Source organism: Ignavibacteria bacterium, assembly GCA_015709655.1.
Taxonomy (GTDB): Bacteria; Bacteroidota; Ignavibacteria; order Kapaibacteriales; family Kapaibacteriaceae; genus OLB6.
In genome coordinates this window covers 2,736,963-2,755,612 of record CP054181.1, presented here as the reverse complement: position 1 = coordinate 2,755,612, position 18,650 = coordinate 2,736,963, and the positions used below count along the sequence as shown (strand labels likewise).

Annotated in this window: 17 protein-coding genes; all 17 read right to left on the bottom strand. The window is 50.4% G+C overall.

All coding sequences use genetic code 11. The features are described from left to right. Positions 1 to 3: 3 nt before the first annotated feature. Positions 4 to 858 (bottom strand): DUF1460 domain-containing protein, encoded by an 855-nt coding sequence (locus tag HRU79_11145; GenBank protein ID QOJ27168.1) that lies wholly within the window; start codon positions 856 to 858, stop codon positions 4 to 6. Next, complete coding sequence (gene aspS / locus HRU79_11140) at positions 855 to 2,621, bottom strand: aspartate--tRNA ligase (GenBank protein ID QOJ27167.1); 1,767 nt, start codon at positions 2,619 to 2,621, stop codon at positions 855 to 857. Before aspS ends, HRU79_11145 begins: the two co-directional genes overlap by 4 nt. Then, the gene (locus tag HRU79_11135) at positions 2,611 to 3,717 is read right to left on the bottom strand and encodes a glycosyltransferase family 9 protein (GenBank protein ID QOJ27166.1); all 1,107 of its coding nucleotides are present in this window, start codon (positions 3,715 to 3,717) and stop codon (positions 2,611 to 2,613) included. The genes aspS and HRU79_11135 overlap by 11 nt, the downstream gene beginning before the upstream one ends. Continuing rightward, on the bottom strand, positions 3,714 to 4,985 hold the full coding sequence (locus tag HRU79_11130; protein QOJ27165.1) for a glycosyltransferase family 9 protein: 1,272 nt from the start codon (positions 4,983 to 4,985) through the stop codon (positions 3,714 to 3,716). The genes HRU79_11135 and HRU79_11130 overlap by 4 nt, the downstream gene beginning before the upstream one ends. Positions 4,986 to 4,989: 4 nt before the next feature. Next, the gene (locus HRU79_11125; protein ID QOJ27164.1) at positions 4,990 to 5,286 is read right to left on the bottom strand and encodes a hypothetical protein; all 297 of its coding nucleotides are present in this window, start codon (positions 5,284 to 5,286) and stop codon (positions 4,990 to 4,992) included. A 114-nt stretch (positions 5,287 to 5,400) separates the two neighbouring features. Then, positions 5,401 to 6,366, bottom strand: coding sequence for an alpha-ketoacid dehydrogenase subunit beta (locus HRU79_11120; protein ID QOJ27163.1), 966 nt, complete (start codon positions 6,364 to 6,366; stop codon positions 5,401 to 5,403). 4 nt (positions 6,367 to 6,370) lie between these two features. Continuing rightward, positions 6,371 to 7,354, bottom strand: a complete 984-nt coding sequence (locus HRU79_11115) for a thiamine pyrophosphate-dependent dehydrogenase E1 component subunit alpha (GenBank protein ID QOJ27162.1) — start codon at positions 7,352 to 7,354, stop codon at positions 6,371 to 6,373. A gap of 3 nt (positions 7,355 to 7,357) precedes the next feature. Further along, complete coding sequence (locus HRU79_11110) at positions 7,358 to 7,771, bottom strand: cytochrome c (protein ID QOJ27161.1); 414 nt, start codon at positions 7,769 to 7,771, stop codon at positions 7,358 to 7,360. 150 nt (positions 7,772 to 7,921) lie between these two features. Beyond that, positions 7,922 to 8,590, bottom strand: a complete 669-nt coding sequence (locus tag HRU79_11105) for a sulfite exporter TauE/SafE family protein (protein QOJ27160.1) — start codon at positions 8,588 to 8,590, stop codon at positions 7,922 to 7,924. After that, positions 8,578 to 9,060: a FixH family protein gene (locus HRU79_11100; protein QOJ27159.1), complete on the bottom strand. Its 483-nt coding sequence runs from the start codon at positions 9,058 to 9,060 to the stop codon at positions 8,578 to 8,580. The genes HRU79_11105 and HRU79_11100 overlap by 13 nt, the downstream gene beginning before the upstream one ends. Next, positions 9,057 to 10,502 carry a cytochrome c oxidase accessory protein CcoG gene (gene ccoG / locus HRU79_11095; protein ID QOJ27158.1) on the bottom strand — a complete coding sequence of 482 codons (1,446 nt, stop codon included), beginning with the start codon at positions 10,500 to 10,502 and terminating at the stop codon, positions 9,057 to 9,059. The genes HRU79_11100 and ccoG overlap by 4 nt, the downstream gene beginning before the upstream one ends. Before the next feature lie 2 nt (positions 10,503 to 10,504). Continuing rightward, positions 10,505 to 11,128 carry a c-type cytochrome gene (locus HRU79_11090; protein ID QOJ27157.1) on the bottom strand — a complete coding sequence of 208 codons (624 nt, stop codon included), beginning with the start codon at positions 11,126 to 11,128 and terminating at the stop codon, positions 10,505 to 10,507. A gap of 41 nt (positions 11,129 to 11,169) precedes the next feature. Next, a complete protein-coding gene (locus tag HRU79_11085; GenBank protein ID QOJ27156.1) occupies positions 11,170 to 11,349 on the bottom strand; it encodes a hypothetical protein in 180 nt (59 codons plus the stop codon). Continuing rightward, positions 11,346 to 13,496, bottom strand: a complete 2,151-nt coding sequence (ccoN, locus tag HRU79_11080; GenBank protein QOJ27155.1) for a cytochrome-c oxidase, cbb3-type subunit I — start codon at positions 13,494 to 13,496, stop codon at positions 11,346 to 11,348. The genes HRU79_11085 and ccoN overlap by 4 nt, the downstream gene beginning before the upstream one ends. A 170-nt stretch (positions 13,497 to 13,666) precedes the next feature. Further along, a complete protein-coding gene (gene ccoS, locus HRU79_11075; protein QOJ27154.1) occupies positions 13,667 to 13,804 on the bottom strand; it encodes a cbb3-type cytochrome oxidase assembly protein CcoS in 138 nt (45 codons plus the stop codon). Further along, complete coding sequence (locus HRU79_11070; protein QOJ27153.1) at positions 13,795 to 16,200, bottom strand: heavy metal translocating P-type ATPase metal-binding domain-containing protein; 2,406 nt, start codon at positions 16,198 to 16,200, stop codon at positions 13,795 to 13,797. Before HRU79_11070 ends, ccoS begins: the two co-directional genes overlap by 10 nt. Positions 16,201 to 16,233: 33 nt before the next feature. Then, complete coding sequence (locus tag HRU79_11065) at positions 16,234 to 18,642, bottom strand: transketolase (GenBank protein QOJ27152.1); 2,409 nt, start codon at positions 18,640 to 18,642, stop codon at positions 16,234 to 16,236. Positions 18,643 to 18,650: the final 8 nt, after the last annotated feature.

Sequence of the window (18,650 nt, the reverse complement as noted above, 5' to 3'; positions counted from 1 at the left end):
GGACTACGCAGAAACAACCGGACGCAGTACGGAAATTCCTGTATGGCTTTTTACGGAGAGCACATAGTTGCCGATCGTATCATCAAGTACAACTTTTTTGTGGGTTGTAGAGGCATGCATAAAACGGGCCTTTCCATCTGTGCGGTTAATTAATCCCGTATGGGCATAATCAAGGCCGGCCTTTGATGTTGTAATGGCGATAATATCACCCTGCTGCATCAAGTGCTCCGCATCGGCAATCTTTTCTTTGGGTATATAGGTCCGTGGGATGGTATTGATGTGTCGTTCAATTGCAGCCATCGCTTCTACCAGCTCGGGATGGTCCTGGAGTGGCTTGTAGAACTTTGGATGCGAACTCATAAAGTTTACATTAACCGGGAACGGCTCTCCGCCCATATCCGGTGTAACGTCATGAATAACGTTTTTTTCAATGTTGTCAGCAATCCATTCGGCAGTGTAATGTAGTCGTGAAACGTACCCATTCAGCTTCCCTTGGCGGTACCGTGTGTATGTAACTTCGTTGACAAGGTCTTCGAACGTGCTACCATGGTGATCGATCATGCGGGCAATATTGAGGACCACTTCAAAAAACGTAACACAGTCCAAGGCCTCAAGATTCACAGTACACACTTCCGGTTGAGTTTCAAGCGTTCCGCCAACGTACGGGACGCCCATAAAGAATGTTGCGATATTTATCATACGCTTGCCAATCGGAAGCGTATTCCAGTGCTCCTGGCGGGCCGCCTGCAGAATTCGTTCAAACCGTGACGTCGGCACACCATCATCCATGAATCCCAAAGACCGCCTTGGTATCAGCGGCAGGGATAGCAGTAAACCGATCACGTGTCGGCGGTTCATTTTCGGAGTCCTATACCAAGATCGGCAAGCTGGGTATCGTCAACAGCAGACGGACATTTATCCATGAGCGACAAACCTGATGTTGTTTTTGGAAATGCAATCACTTCGCGAATATTGTTTGTCCCGCTCAGCAGCATCGTCAGCCTGTCAAACCCAAAGGCAATACCACCATGTGGCGGAGCACCGTAGCGAAGCGCTTTTAGCAGGAAGCCGAACTTTGCCTCGGCTTCTTCTGCCGACATCCCGATCAGTGCAAACATCTTCTGTTGCACTGTTCTGTCATGAATACGTATCGATCCGCCGGCAGCTTCGTACCCGTTGATAACCAGGTCATACGCCCTTGCGCGCACGGCTGTCGGATCCTCGTCAAGCATTCCAATATCTTCGACCATTGGGCTGGTAAACGGATGATGCCGAGCAACCCAACGTGCTTCCTGCGGGTCATGCTCCAACAGCGGAAACTCGGTTACCCACAGCATTGCGAAAGGGGCTTTGGTTTGTGCCGGTAAATCGAGTCTTCGGGCTACTTCTACCCGAAGTGCACCCAGAATCACACACGAGCGTTCCCATTCGTCTGCCGAGAAAAGGAGCAGGTCACCATCTTTGGCACCACAAGCGCTAACCAGGGTTACTTTGTCGCCATCCGTCAGCTGTTTGGCAAACGAACCGGTAAGTTCACTGCCAGCGTATTTCAGATACGGAAGTCCCTGTGCGCCATGAATACGGGCATGATCCGTTAACTCATCAATCTGTTTACGACTGAACGTGGCAGCGTCAGGCACTCGCAAAACCTTAACCGTCCGATTCTGAGCTGCAGCCTCCTTGAATAGTGAAAACGAGCATTCCTTCACATCGTTTGTAATGGTTTTCAGTGGCAGATCGTACCGCAAATCCGGTTTGTCAGTACCATACGTGTTCATAGCATCAGCATACGTGATCCGCGGTAATGGAAGTTGCACAGACACTCCCAGCAGTTCATGCCAGACCACCTGAACAAACCGTTCAGCAACCCCCATGACATCTGCCTGATCAACAAAACTCATCTCAACGTCGATCTGTGTAAACTCTGGCTGACGGTCAGCTCGCAAGTCTTCGTCGCGAAATGCCTTTACGATTTGCATATACTTATCGAACCCCGCAACCATGAGAAGCTGTTTAAACAGCTGCGGACTCTGTGGCAATGCGTAGAATCTGCCCTGATTCAGACGGCTTGGCACCAGGAAGTCTCGTGCGCCTTCGGGTGTGCTCCGTGTTAGCACCGGCGTTTCAACCTCTACAAATCCCTCCTGCTCGAAGAACTTGTGCGTAAGCTGATACAGCTTGTTGCGAAGCAACAGATACGATTGCATGAGAGGACGCCGCAAGTCAAGATATCGGTACTCTAAGCGCAGTTCTTCGTTCGTGGCAAGATCATTGACCACCTCGAATGGCGGAACCTCGCTCCGATTGATGACTCCGACATCAGCAACATCGATTTCCACCAAACCGGTTGGAATATTGGGGTTTGGGTTCTCCCGAAGACGAACGGTACCAGCTGCCCAGATAACCCATTCGGAGCGCACATCCTTGATCAGTGCCGAGAGATCCGGACGGTCTGCAGCATCTATCACGATCTGCGTAACTCCCTCCCTGTCTCTCACGTCAATAAAGTGAACGCTGCCGTAATTGCGGTGAGCATTAACCCAACCGTTTAGGACAACGGCCTTACCGGCATCTTCGGGGCGAAGTGCGCCACATGTTACTGTTCGCTGTTTATAGTTCATGGTTATCCTCTGAATGTCCGCAATATGCAAACAGTCGTTCTATTGCAGCGACAATTTCCGATTCCGGAATATCTGCAATCTGATTTGTTTTGGTAATCAGAGCCTCGTAGCGTGCACCCAGCGGATACCACGGATACAGGTCCTGATGCGGCTGGATGTACATCACACAAACCGGCAACCCAAGAGCTCCGGCAACGTGGACGAAACTGGTGTCGGGCGTTAGCACAACGTCCATGGCTGACATCTGAACTGCTGCATCGTGAAACGTAGCAGAATACGGGGCTGGTTTCGCCGGCGTCAGACTTTCTACCCGGCAAACCCAATTGTAGTTTTTCGGGTCGGCAAACAGATATACCTTCAGGGACGGGTGTGATTTTATAAGTGTATTTAATACACCTGCCATTCTTTCCGCGGGATATTGTTTATTGTTAGAGCTTCCGCTGGCAACCACGCCAAGTCGAATACCGGGCCCGACGTCAGTGCCCAGTGCCGCCTTCGCACCATCGCATTCATACGAAGTAATCGGATACCGTGGAATCAGGCTGACCTTTTCGGGATCGATTCCAAATGCTTTGAGTAGCTCTGCAATTCGGCGGCTAATATGAACGGAATCCCTTGGCAACATTGGTACAACATGAGTGTACACTCCATCGTTTTCCTTGGAAATTCCCAGACGGTACCGGGTACCGCTGAACCTGCACAGTAACCCTGATGTGGCAGATGGGTTATCCATCAGATCAACAACAACATCATATTTTTTCTTACGAATTTCTCGTATGAGTGATGCCAGGCCGGGAGCTGTCCGCGAATACACGTGTACGATGTTCACGTAAGGCTCGGCCGCATTGCGAACGGCAATGTTATTACTACTCAGCACGATGCCGATCTGTGCTTTAGGATACGTTGTGCGAATTGCATCCAGTACGGGAGTACTGATTAGAACGTCGCCTATCCTATCCTGACGCAGGAAAAGGATCCGTGGCACTGCCGACAACGAAAACGTGTCGTGAACCCTGCTTATGGCTACAGGTTTCTTGTCAGACTGAAACCAACGGTTAAACCACCTGCGAAAAGCCAATTCAGCTGACTTTATCATGGCAGCAGCTGTACAGTTTGTTCGGCAACAAGATTTGGGGGTATCGCGTTAATTGTATAGGGATCCGGACTCAGAATAGCCCGGAACGTTGTCCCCAACGGATACCATTCAGCAACCTTAATCAGTTCGGCATACAGTCCCACCACTGGAACTCCGGCGGTTGCAGCCATGTGCAGCACTGCTGTATCGGGCGTAACCACAGCCTGTGCACCTGCAGTCAGCGCCACCAGTTCAGGCAGCGAACCTTTCCACAGGTGTGTACCCGGCACGTGCGTGCGCTGGAGCTCAACCTCGAGTTCACGATAGTTTGAGGGGGCTCCCGTTACAAAGCACACTGTGTATGGCAGCGCCTGTGCAATTGCACCAGCGGCTGTCACTGCATTCTCAGCACTCCATTGCCGGTTTGGCGAGTATGCGCTGATGTTGAGCACCACATACTTCAATCCACTGGTACTCATCGTTTGCATGGTCTCACCCTTGGCTGCCACTATTCCTTTACCGGTATTGGTACTGTACCCAACGCCAAGTGTGAGCAGCATATCGGCTACACGCTGCTGGGCTCTCTGTTCCAGTACAACGTATGGCCGGGGTTCAGCTTGCCTGGTATGAAACAATGCCGGGCCAACCGTTGCCATTGTTTCCATCCAGTGGGCACCCGCCTGTTTGTGTTGTACCTGAATATCGAATACTCTTCCGTAAATATCCTTACGTTCTGAATGCTCAATGGTAAGCCGTATCGCCCGTGGACCAGCAAGAGCGGTAAGCACCGCTGCCTTTGTCATCTTTGTAAAAACAAGGGCTGCAACGGCATCGGGCCGTCTGTTTCGGACATGTTTATACACATTGAACCACGAAATATGCGGTATGTGTCCCGGATGAATAGCCGTAACCGAGTGAACGAACGGGTCGTTCCTAATCAGGTCAATGTTTCTGGTTGACGAGATCACGTCAATCTCAACATTGGGAACATTTTCGGCAAGCCAGCGGACGAATGGTGAGGTTACGATATAATCGCCCACGGCATCGTATCTGAACACCAGAACCCTCACTGGTGTAGAAGAAGCCACAAGTTCCGGCGTTGATATCCTGGTTTTAAACCGTGCTCCGAGGATGCTGAATAATGTTGTTCGTATGTGATCTTTAACCGTTCTGCTGCCATGATGTTCAGGTGGCGGTTTCAGGCCATACAGCGAAACACATTCGCTTTGAACAAACGGAATGTCGGGCAATCCAAAAACTACCGGCTGGCTACGGTAGGCAGGCAGCATGATCTCACCACGTGACTTCTTTAGCTACATTATACACCACGTTGTCGGCCATTGAATACACAGCATCCAGAACATCGGCGATTTCCCTGGTGTTATCCGGATCATCCGAAGCCTCGTATGCTTCTATTGACGGATAAATGTAGGTTTCCTGAAAATGGTTGTGTTTCGTGTTGTCTTCAAATACCGAGTAGTCAACGGCATTAGCGGCATAAAACGAATGCAGCTTACGAACAAGCATCAGATATTCTGAACGCTTGCCGTCGGGAATGGTATAAGAAACTCGAAAGAGGACACGTGACATGAATTATCGGTGTTAGTGTGAATGAAAACACGGACGAAGCACAAATTTACGGCTCCGAAAATTGGTACGACTGAGAATTTTATACAGCATGATAACGTAGTGGCTGCCCGCGAATTAAAACTGTAGAACAGATCGTAGAGCGTCAACCACTGCCAGAGTATTGGGAAGTACCGCCTTTTCAAGGGTTGGGGCAAACGGTGTTGGCGAATCAAACGCCGCAACACGGCGCACCGGAGCATCAAGATATCTGAATGCACTGTCGGTGATCCGGGCAACGATTTCGCCGCCAAAGCCCCCTGTAAGAACTGCCTCGTGAGCAACCACTGCTCTGCCGGTTTTTTTAACCGAAGCAAGAACGGTTTCTTCGTCAAACGGTACCAGTGTTCTGATATCAACAACCTCGACCTTAGCCCCCTCCTTTTCCAGAATTTCGGCTGCTTCCAGTGCCATGAACACAGCACTACCGTAGGCCACAACGGTTGCATCGGTACCCTGCCGTGCAATTCGTGCCTGTCCGAGAGGAATGAAGACCTCGCCTTTCGGGACATCTTCCTTGATTTTGCGGTAGAGGCCCTTATGCTCAAAAAACACAACCGGATTCGGATCTCGGATGGCAGCTGTCATGAGCCCCTTGGCATCAGTTGCCGATGCCGGGCATACTACCTTGAGCCCCGTGGCATGAACAAACCACGCTTCACTGTTTCTGCTATGGAACGGATTGGCACCAACGCCGCCACCTGATGGTCCGCGAACCACGATTGGCACAGGGATTCCCCATCGGTATGCCGTTGTGCCTGCAACGGTAACAAGCTGGTTAAATCCGTTGGTAATAAAATCCATAAACTGCATTTCCACGATCGGACGCATTCCGTTGAGTGCGGCGCCAATGCCGGCACCAACAATGGCAGCCTCGCTGATCGGAGCGTCGATAACGCGCTGTGGACCAAACTCGGCAAGGAATCCCTTTGTGAGTTTAAAAGCACCGCCATAAACACCGATATCTTCGCCTATCAGGAACACCCGATCGTCGGCACGCATTTCAAGTTTGATAGCATCGGCTATCGCTTCAAGATAGGTCATACATTTACAGAAATACGTTTTTCATTCCTTCCGAAGCGTCAGGCCACGGAAGTTCCAGAGTACGGTCGATTGCGGCAACCATTGCGTTAAATGTCTCGTCGTGAATTTGTTTGACCGTTTCGCCGGTTAATACGCCGCGTTGTACCAGCACAGCCGCATAGGTGTTCACGGGATCCTTGAGTGCCCACTGGTCTAAAAGGTCCTTGGGCACATACGAGAAGTCATCGTGCTCGGCATGCCCCCGCATGCGCATGGTTCGCGTTTCAATAATCGAGGGTCCGTTGCCTTCCCGCGCCCGTTCCACAGCTTTCCGGCATGTTTCGTAAACAAGTTCAACATCGGTCCCATCAATTGTTTCACCGTGTATCCCATAGCCGATTGCCCGTTTGCTGAGTTCATCAACGGCAAACTCCATCGAATTTGGTGTGCTGTAGGCGTACTGATTATTCTCAATGATCAGGACGAGAGGTAGCTTTTGGACGGATGCAAAGTTCAGGGCTTCGTGAACTTCACCCACTTGCGCCCCACCGTCGCCAATGTAGGTTAATGCCACGGTTGGTTCGCCACGCATCCGTGCAGCAAGCACAAAACCGTTAGCGACTGGTATCATCGATCCCAGGTGACTTACGTTGCCATAAATGCGAAGTGCTGGGTCGGCATAGTGTCCGGTGCCATCGGTTCCTCGCATCTGACTACCCTGACGTGCAAGTTGATTTTGCATCATCTGGTCAATCTGTGTGCCGAACACAAAGTGTGCTCCAACATTGCGGTGCATCGGGAACAGCACATCCGTTTTGGGTTCAAGCGCCATTGCACTGCCTACACTGACGGCTTCGTTACCAAGCTGGGAATACACACCACCAAAGGCCTTCCCCTGCCGATATAAACGTAGCATGGCTGCGTCAAATTCACGAGCCATCGTCATGTACCTAAAAAAATCGAGCTGCCTGTCAGCGGCAGCTCGATCAGGGTTTTTCTGCTTTTTCACAGCTTATTTAATTTTACCTTTTTTCTTGGCTGCGGCCACCTGAGCTGGCGTAACCTTGCCCTTTGAATTACCGAAATTGGTGAAGACGTATGTCATTACGTCGGCAACATCCTTGTCTGTGTACTTCTTGGGGAGCGGTGTCATAACACCGTTATATTCCTTACCATTAACTTTCACCTTGCCACTCAGTCCGAACACGACCTCACGAATCAGGGTTTCAACGCTGTTAGCCTTGATATAGTCACTCTTTGCAAGCGGAGGGTAGATTTTGGGCATCCCTTGTCCGTTTGCCTGATGACATGTTTTGCAATATCCTTCGTATACCTTTTTGCCGTTTGCTACATCCTGTGCATTCATATCCGATACGCTGAAAACCATTACGCTAACAGCCGCAATCAACCATATTACCGATTTCATTGAAAACCTTTGAATTGTAAAATATTGAGTTTATTGGTACAAAAATACCACAGAATTACTTGCTGTGTATTCACGAAGCAACCACCATCATATTTGCTTGTCGGCTGACGAATTTTCCACCTGTACCACGATGACCATTAAAAGAAGGGGCTAATGGCTGCATGTTTCTGTTTGAACTGGCGAAAGGTTAGCTGGTGACACGTAGGGAATGCCAAGTCCCATTCCGCGAAGCGTGACAAGGACGCCGATAACAAGTGCGGCAATGGGTAGCGCCATACGCCACCGGGAGCTCAGTTTTTCCTTAAAAAACTTGCCGGCTACGGCAATTGCAATCATCGAGGGAAGTGTGCCAACACCAAACAGGAACATAAAGAAAGCCCCCTGCCAGGTGTTACCCGTCCCTGCTGCTCCCAATATCGCACTAACCACCAGACCGCATGGCAACAGCCCGTTTAACAGCCCAATACCCAAACGCGCACCAGCAGCTCTGCTTTGGAGTAACGTCCCTAACCGATTTCGTATTGGAGTCGTTAGGCGGAGTACTGACGCAGAGGGAACAACGGTACGATGAAATATCAGTTGTACAATGGCCGTGAGCACCATAAGAGATCCTGCAATGATGCTTACCCACTGTCCTGTTACATACAGTGTTATCACCCCAGAGCCCAGGCCAACCAGGATACCAAGCATGGTGTAGCTGATGATTCGTCCAAGATGGTATGGGATATTCCTGCCTGCAACGATTGCAATTGGGCCGCACATACCCACACAGTGCATACTGCCGGCTATCCCCAGCATTAAACCGGTCAGCGGTTCCATAGGTAGAGTCTCTCTTCCATCTCGTACGGTATACCGCCACTTGTCCACGATGCAACAATTCGCCATTGTCCAGACTGAAGTGTGCCGGGAGGCAGCCGATATACCCCGTCATGATTGGTATGAATCGTTAGTATTTTGTCCAGTGTTGGGTTGTCGGGTCGGTAACAAAGAACTGAAACCTTCACGTCAGGCTCCAGCTGAAATAAAACCGATTCGGCATCCTGCTCCTTGATGAAAAAGCTGTCTGCTTTCTGACTGGTATGTTGTCGCGCTTCCTGGGTACGCGAATAGTCAAGTGAATGTTCGTAATAATCGGTGCGGACAAGGTGTACACTCCGCGTAAGCGCAAAAACTACAAAGCCGAGGGTTGCAACGGCAAAGGCCACATACACAAGAGCAATTCGTTTTCCCCAGTGGAACCCGGAGTCGATCAGGGAGTCATGACGTGTAACGGTGTTGGGGTCCTTCATGGAGTAATGAACGATGTTTCAGCTTCGTAAACAGTGCTGGTGCCCGAGAGTACGGCAATCCGGATCTTGGTTCCGTGCTGCGCGAGAGTAGCCGTTGGCAAACTCACAATAAACCTGCCTTTCAGTATTTGCTGTGGTTCTACCCTGTCGGGTATTCCCACAGGGGTTATCACGGCAGTGGAAGGGCTGAGTACTTTTACTGTGATTGGTATGCTTTCATGACTTTTGTTAATAATCTGAATTCGGTATACGTTACCCAGCCCCTCAGTTGTCGTAACCCATGTTGTGCCTTCCTGACGTAGAATCTTCACGTCAACGTCAGCTCGTAGTATAAAAAGCGTAACAACGGTTGCTATCAGCAGCAGCCACACAATACCGTAGGCGGCTATCCTGCGGGTAAACCAATGCCCCTTTCCGTTTTCAATCACACTCTGACTTGTGTGACGAATAAGGCCACGCGGCAGACCCACTTTGTCCATAACCTCATTACAGGCGTCGATACAGGCAGTACAGCTAACACATTCCAGTTGTATGCCATTACGAATGTCGATACCGGTTGGACAAACCGTAACACACTGATAACAGTCCACGCAGTCTCCCTGATCGTTTGGCCGTTTAAAATCGGCTTCAGTCATCATTCGTTTTGCTGCGGCATCGTCACGAGTAAACTTTCCACGAGGCTCGCCGCGCCTGAAATCGTAACTTACAGCCATCGTGTTGTCGTCAACAAGGGCACTCATGTACCGTCCGTACGGACAAACAATCAGGCAGGCCTGTTCCCTGAATCGGTAGAACACCATGAAAAAAACAAATGCAAAGAACAGCAGGCCAACAAACAAATCCCAGTGTTGAAAGGGTCCGTTTACGATGTACTGCAACAACGTATCACTTCCAACAACGTACGCCAGAAAAACGTTGGATATCAGAAACGAGATTGTAAAGAATATTGATATCTTGGCAATCCGGTGCATTACGCGTGATACCGTCCACGCACCGGCATCTCTTAAGGCCTGTTCCTTAGGGGTTCCGTCAAGAAGCCATTCAATCTTTCGGAACACCATTTCCATAAAAATGGTTTGCGGACACAGCCAGCCGCACCAGAGTCTGCCAAGGGTAGAGGTAAACAAAACAATCGTAACGACTCCGGTAAGGAACATCAGAGCTACCAAATAGAAGTCGTTCGGCCAGAATGGTATGCCAAAGAAAACAAACTCTCGTTCGATGATGTTGAAGAGTAAAAACTGGTGTCCGTTGACTTTCACAAACGGTGCCAGCACCAGGAAGAGCAGCAGAAACCAGCTTAAAATTGTCCGCCACCGGTATAACCGTCCTCGTGGTTTGCGTGCATAGATCCATTTTCGTTTTCCGTCCTTGGATATACTTGCGAGTTCGGCACGGTACCGTTCGTGATCGTCGATCTCTTCTACTTCGATTACAGCCATGATCAGCTCGGGAGTTCTTTATCGTGACTGCACGGTTTATCGCGACCTTCTTCAATTGGCTTGGGGTCGGGTGGATTTGAGCCACGCATGGAAATGATGTAACTGGCAAGTTGCTGCAGCTCTGTGTTACTAAGTTTATTGGTGCTTCCGTACGGAAGCATCCCCTTATCGGGAAAACCAGATTTAATGCTTGCAATAATTTCTTCAATGGAACAGCCGTGAATCCAATTATCATCGGTAAGGTTAGGGCCTACTGCTCCGCCAAGATCTTCGCGGTGGCAGGTCATGCACAAACTATTCGTACTGTTGTAAATTTCCTTACCTTTATCAAGTGAAGCGTTATCGGTTAGCAGTGTAAACACGACCGCTTCGGATTTAGGTGCATTCGCGCGCAGAGTCTCGGCATTCTTTAGCTCTGTCCTGTATTCAGCCTCCTGAGTCTTTGCACCATACCACAAGATATTCCAGTCAGGACCTGTGTAAACATGGTAGTAAAACATGTACACCACGCTCAGTCCTATGATAAGGTAAAAACCGTACAGCCACCAGCGCGGCAAGTTGTTGTCGAACTCCTGGATGCCATCGGCATCATGGTCCATCAATGTATCTTTTTTTTGCTCGGCCATAAGTCACCAAACCGGTTGTCGTTAGTTTAAAGTAAGATCTTTTACTGTAAGGGGGCTTTGGTCTCGTTATCCAGTGGCATCTCGGCATGATCGCGCATGGCTGACTTGTCAGCTGTTACAAACCACACGATCAGACCGGTAAAAAAACCAACAAACAGGATGAGTGCAACGATGGGATACAGTTCAATGCCGGGAATCGAGCTCAGGACCCTTGAATTCATGGCTGTTCCACCTCCTTCCTGATGTCAGTCCCCAATCGCTGCAGATATGCAATGAGCGCAATGATTTCCTTGTTTGCGTCAACACCCTTGATTCCTGCCTGGCTCAGCCGTCCGGCAACCTCGCCTGCCTGTTGCTGCAAATTGGCAACAGCCTGCTTTTCGAAGCCGGGCGGATAGGGTACGCCCAGGCGCTGCATGGTGATGATTTTTCCCTCGGTATGCGAGATGTCCAGGTTTGTTGTGTACATCCACGGGTAGCCGGGCATGATGGAACCGGGCGAGGTGGACTGCGGTTCGTGCATGTGCTTCCAGTGCCATGCATCCGGATACTTGCCGCCCACGCGGTGCAGGTCAGGTCCGGTTCGCTTCGATCCCCACTGAAACGGATAGTCGTAAATGAACTCGCCTGCCATACTGTACTGGCCATACCGCTCGGTTTCACTTCGGAACGGACGTACCATCTGTGAGTGACAGGTATAACATCCTTCACGAACGTAGATATCACGTCCTTCAAGCTCCAGGGGCGTGTACGGTTTTACCGATGCAATGGTTGGTATGTTGCTTTTTACTAAAAATGTGGGAATAAACTCTACGATTCCGCCGATTGCTACTGCGATCAGCGTGTATACGCTAAAACGTACCGGGCGTCCTTCCAGCCAGCGATGCCAGCCTTCCTTTGCCGTGCTACCTTCATGCGCAGTGCGACGGTTAACAACCTGTGCTTCTTCATTGACAATGAGTTTACCGCTCCTGGCTGTCTTGTGCAGGTTCCATACACAGATAATTGCACCAACTATGTACAGCGTACCACCAATAGCCCGAAGTACATACATGGGAATAATCTGAGTAACGGTCTCAAGAAAATTGGGATACTGCAGCGATCCGTCAGGCAGGAACTGGGCCCACATCAGTGACTGAGTAATGCCACCCCAGTACAGTGGGATAACATAAATCACAACACCAAGGGTCATTAACCAGAAGTGCATGTTGGCAAGTGACAGACTGTACAGCTTCGTGCGATAAATGCGGGGTATGATGTAATACAGCATGGCAAAGGCTAAACCGCCATTCCAGAGCAAGGCACCCAGGTGTACGTGACCAATGATGTAGTCGGTATAGTGAGCTATCGCATTGATGTTCTTTAAGCTCAGCATTGGTCCTTCAAACGTGCTCATGCCGTACGCTGTAATACCCACAACCATAAATTTCAGAACCGGATCCGTACGGACCTTATCCCAGGCGCCACGCAACGTAAGAAGTCCGTTTACCATACCACCCCATGATGGTGCTATCAGCATCAGACTGAAAACAACACCCAGGCTTTGCGCCCAGCCCGGCAATGCCGTGTAGAGCAGGTGGTGCGGTCCCGCCCAGATGTACATAAAAACCAGGGCCCAGAAGTGTACAATTGACAGACGGTATGAAAAGACCGGGCGCTCCGCTGCCTTGGGTACAAAGTAGTACATGATGCCAAGAAACGGTGTGGTCAGAAAAAACGCAACGGCGTTATGTCCGTACCACCACTGAACAAGTGCATCCTGAACACCTGCATACATACTATAACTTTTTAACAGGTGGACAGGAATTTCAAAACTGTTCACAATGTGCAGAACAGCAACAGTGATAAAGGTGGCCAGATAGAACCAGATTGCAACGTAGATATGCTTGTCCTTACGGTTCAGTATGGTCCCGATCATATTCCAGCCAAACACAACCCAAATAAGTGTGATTGCAATATCAATCGGCCATTCCAGCTCTGCATACTCCTTACTTGTCGTTATCCCCAGGGGCAGTGTAATTGCCGCACTGACGATGATAAGCTGCCAGCCCCAGAAATGAATTTTACTGAGAATGTCGCTGTACATTCTGCTTCGGCAAAGCCGCTGCAAGGAATAGTACACACCCAGGAAAATTGCATTGCCTGCGAAGGCAAAAACAACTGCATTGGTATGCAACGGACGAAGTCGTCCAAAGGATAAATAGTCAAACCCGCCAAGGAATTCGGGAACAAAGAGTTTGATTGCTACAATAAGCCCTACCAGGAATCCAACGATACCCCATACCAGGGTTGCCAGCGCAAATGCACGCACAATGGCATTATCATAGTGGACTGTTTCAGTTCTACCTGCAAAGGTGCTATCGGCCATAAAGGTCGCCTTCAGATAATTACCGGATTTTGGTGTGTGTAATGTGTGTACTAGCTACAATCGCTGCGTAAAGATAACGATGTACACGGGTCAGCAGAAATGGTGTTGAAGACAAAAACAACAAAAGTGTCGCCAAGGCCGACGCTGGGACACAAGACTGCCCAGCTTCCCTACTCATCATCCATAATCCGATGTGGCGGGGTTACTACGTCGTCGTACTGTCCGCGACGTGTGGCCAAAATAAACGCTACTAAAAAGCCACCGGCAACGAGCAAGCTGCAGAAGAACAGAATTACAATTACTGCCATACGTGGTTCCGTGCATAGTAGTGAGCGCCAGCCACACTCATCGCAATTACAATCAGTGAGCTTGCGGGCATCATGATGGCCGCCATAACCGGTGTGAGACGTCCAATGACGGCCAGTCCGATGCCAAGGACGTTGTACGCGAGTGAAAACACGAAGGTGGCCCACACAACACGATGTATCTGCCTGGCATAGGTTAGAAGGGCCGGAATATCCTGGATCCGTGATGCATTCATAACAACATCGCTTGCGGGCGCCAATGTACCAGTATGGTCTGTCACGGCTATCGATACGTTGGCGGCTGCCATGGCCGCTGCATCATTCAGCCCATCACCCACCATGAGAATACGCCCGGTTTCATGCTGTACCCGGGTAATCAGCTGACGCTTTTCATCGGGTTTCAGGCCAAAAAACATTTGCTGCCCGAACACAGCCTCAAACAGCTCCTTGTCCTGGTCTGTATCGCCACTCAATAAGAGTCTGTTTGGCAGCCGACGAAGGTTTACAATGCCTTGACGCAGCGTGGGCGTCTGCCGAACATAACCCCGATAGTCTCCATTGATACTAATGTGGGTTGCCGCAACGGTATCGTGATGCTGCACAAACCCGGCAGTACCTATCCGAATATCGGCTCCGTTTACCGTACCACTGATCCCATCTCCAGCAACTTCATGTACATCCACAGCATACATGGTTGCTGAATTGTACGTACAGTGTCGGGCAATGGTACGCGCAACGGGGTGGCTGCTCTGGCTTGCCAGGCAACCAACCATCTGACGTTCCGTATCCGAAACCGCCAATGCCGAAAAGTCCGGTTCCGAAATGGCTTCTGTCAGTGTCCCGGTCTTATCAAATGCAACAGCCCGAACTCGGAGCAGATCGGCCAGCGTATTGGCAGTCCGCAGGAATATCCCTTTTGCTCCAAGTACACCCATTGCCGTACCCAGCGCTATCGGGGCAGCAATGGTGAGTGCGCATGGACAGGCAATAATGAGGACTGCCGAAAAGACCAGGAAAGCACTCGATGTATCCGGGAGCCAAACAACAAACGCTGTGAGCGCAATCAGAATCGTAGCTATCGTAAACCACTGTCCAAAGGTGTTGCTCATGGTTTCGTACACCGAGCCGGAATTTCTGACTGCTGTTCGCTCCCACAGCTTCACCAGATAACTGTGTTGAACGGTCGATGTGGCAACCATCCGTATCAGTCCACCGGCAGCTTTCCCTCCGGCGTACAGCAATTGGCCATTCCGCACCACTACCGGACGGCTTTCACCGCTAACAAACGAATAGTCAATGAATGCTGTATCCCCCATCAGAATACCATCGGCCGGTATTACTTCACCATTGCGGATAATCAGTATGTCTCCAACCGTTATCTTTTCTAGTGGAACGATTTCTTCCGATGCTCTCTTCTCGCGGCGCACCCACAGGGGAAAGAATGACTTGTATGTACGGTTGAATGAAATCCGCGCGTAGGCTTTTTCTAACAGCAGACGGCCTACCAGCAGAAAGAACACAAGACCAACAAAAGAGTCAAGGAATCCTTCGCCGGTTCCGGTTACAATTTCAACAATGCTGCGCACAAAGAGCGCCGTCATACCTAGTGCTACCGGAACATCAAGCGTTACTGTCTGCAGACCCCTTCGGGGCAATTGTTTCAACGCCGCCAAAGCCCCTTTCAGCCAAGGTGAAGCACTGAAGAAATACACGGGTACAGACAGCGCAATGGCCGTCCACGGAAAGATTTCCTGCAACTCGGACGGAAGACCGGCGATTCCACCGGCAAAATATACTGCAACGGCAATCATCATGATATTTGCCATTGCAAACCCGGCTACACCCAGTCGCAGATACAGTCCCCGCAACACGTGGCGGCGTGCACTAAATCGCTGCTGTTCGTCGCCTTCAATGTTTAGGAGCGGAGGATATCCCACATGTGAGAGCAGGCGTGCAATACTGGATGCCTGTGTGATCGTACAGTTGAACTCAACTGCTACCGTCTTATTCAAATAGCTTACATCGGAGTGACGGATTCCTTCGTCTATCTTGTGAAGTTGTTCCAGGAGCCATACACACGATGCACAGTGCATTGACGGTACGTAGAACGAGATTCGCTGTAGGTCTCCGCTCTTCCACTCCGTAAATTTTTTCAGTATTTCCGGTGTATCAAGAGCGTCGTAATCAGTAGTGTCAGCTGCGACGTTGCGTTGTGAGTTGCCCGCTGAAGCATCGATCGAATAATAACTGCACAGATTATGCGATGAAAGTATTTCAAACACGCTGGCGCATCCCGAGCAGCAAAAAACATCATCACCAATTCGCGCTGCCATATCGGCTGAACCAATGTGATCACCACAATGTTTACACCGCGCAGTAGTGGTTTCTGTTTCTACCATGTCAGTAATCAACGCTCATGGCTGTCGTGCAGCCTATACGCCTGCTATTGCAAGAACAGTCTCAATAACATCTTCTGCTTCAGGTTTACTCCAATAGCCGCCGTCTGTACCGTATGCGGGTCTGTGTTCGGTAGCCGTAATGGTTTTCGGCGGCACATCAAGCCACCACCATGCATTGTCGCGCTCAAGAAGTGTCTGCAGGATATAGGCCGAAGCGCCACCGGGAACATCTTCGTCCAAGACTATCAGTTTATTTGTTTCTTTCAGTCGTGTGGCAATGATACCTTCGGTATCAAACGGAAGCAGCGTCTGCACATCAATTACGTCAATCTCGATTCCAAGGGCTGCCAAGCGCGTTGCGGCTTCGAGTGCCACACGCACGCATGCACCATAGGTAACCAGCGTTACGGCTGCCCGGGTACCGCCATGCCTTACGATTTCGGGCACACCCATGGGAACCATGAAGTCGCCAACGTTCGATGGCAGCAATTCTTTCAAACGGTAGGCGCTAAGAACCTCAATCACAAGTGCCGGCTGATCCTCTCTGAACAACGTGTTGTACATACCTGCTGCTTGCAGCATGTTACGCGGTACGCACACGGTAATCCCACGCACAAGGCTGATAATGCCAGCCATTGGAGAGCCGCTGTGCCAGACGCCCTCCAGCCGGTGACCGCGCGTACGCACGATTGCTGGAGCCCGCTGTCCGCCGCGTGTGCGCCACTCAACCGTTGCCAAATCATCACTCATGATCTGAAGCGAATACAGCAGATAGTCTAAATATTGAATTTCTGCAATCGGTCGGAGCCCCCTCATCGACATTCCGATAGCCTGTCCAACAATCGAAACTTCACGAATGCCGGTATCCGAAATACGCAGTGCGCCGTACTTAGCCTGAAGTCCGGCAAATCCCTGATTAACATCTCCAAGCTGTCCTACATCTTCGCCAAAGGCAATTAGTCGCGGGTCTCGACCAAAATTGGCGTCAAAGCAGGCATTCAGCAGTTCGCTGCCATTAACCTGCGGCGAATCGGCTTGAAAGACCGGTGGAATAATGTACGGGGCTTGGCCATGTGTAAAACCGGAATTCGGACCATAGCTGTACGGACGTTTCAGATTATCAGAGTACAACGGTTGTATGCTTTTGTTATAATCCGTCCGCCATTCACGGAGTGCTTCGCGTTCTGCCGAGTTCTGTCCGTAGGTAGCCTCCAGCGCCCTGGCGGTAGCCACCATAATATCTTTTCGGAATGGTTCGCGGATTTGCTGCAGTTCAATGGCAATCTCGGTTTGCCCCAAGTCCTGCAGTAACCTGCATGCCTGATCAACGTCCCGTTTGATTGGTTCGCTATATGCTTCCCACGCAGCCTGCTTAGCGTTGGCAGCTTCGGTAACGGCCTGGTTGTCAATTTCATCCATTTGGTTTGCGGTTGCATACCCTTGTTGAATGATCCAGTTCCGCATGTGGGTAATGCAGTCGGAATCGATTTCCCACTGCAGACGTTCCTTGCTTTTATAGCGTTCATGAGATCCGCTGGTACTGTGGCCTTGCGGCTGAGTAACATCGGTAACATGGATAAGTTGCGGGATATGGTGTTGGCGTGCCTCGTTGGCAGCTTTTACATACACATCAACCAACGCAGGATAGTCGTATCCTTTTACGCGGTGGATACGATAACCGCTTTTACCACCCTCGGTGCGTTCGAATCCCGATAGCAGGCTCCCCACGTCGGCCTTGGTATGTTGAAATTCATTTGAAACACTGATACCGTAACCATCGTCCCAGATGCTCATCACCACCGGCGCATTTAACACACCAATCGCATTGACAGACTCCCAGAACATTCCTTCCGCAGCGGATGCATTACCAATAGTTCCGAATGCAACTTCGTTGCCATTCACGGAGAACATAGTAAACTGCTTTAATTCTTCAAGCTCACGGTACAACACGCTTGCGTAGGCAAGCCCTACAAGTCTTGGCATTTGCGATCCGGTCGGGCTTACGTCGGCACTAATATTCACCGATGTGGTTTGAGGAAGCCAGCCGGTTTCCGGATTAATAAAGCGAGAGGCGAAGTGACCATTCATGGAGCGCCCTGCCGATGCCGGTTCATCTTCGATACTCGGGTGAGCATACAACTGTGCAAAGAACTTCTGGACGTCGCTGGCACCGGTAGCAAACATAAACGTCTGGTCTCGGTAGTATCCCGATCTCCAGTCGCCTGGTTTACAGGCCCGTGCCATAGCCAACTGCGCCACTTCCTTGCCGTCGCCGAAAATTCCGAACTTCGCCTTGCCTGTTAGCACCTCACGTCGGCCCAGCAGCGAGGCCTGTCTGGAGAGTACGGCAATCCGGTAATCGTGAAGAGCCTCAGCGGCACGATCATTCCGTGGCGACTTCTTTCCGTTTGAGCGGTGTTCTTTCTGCGTAACGTTCTCCATAGACGGCA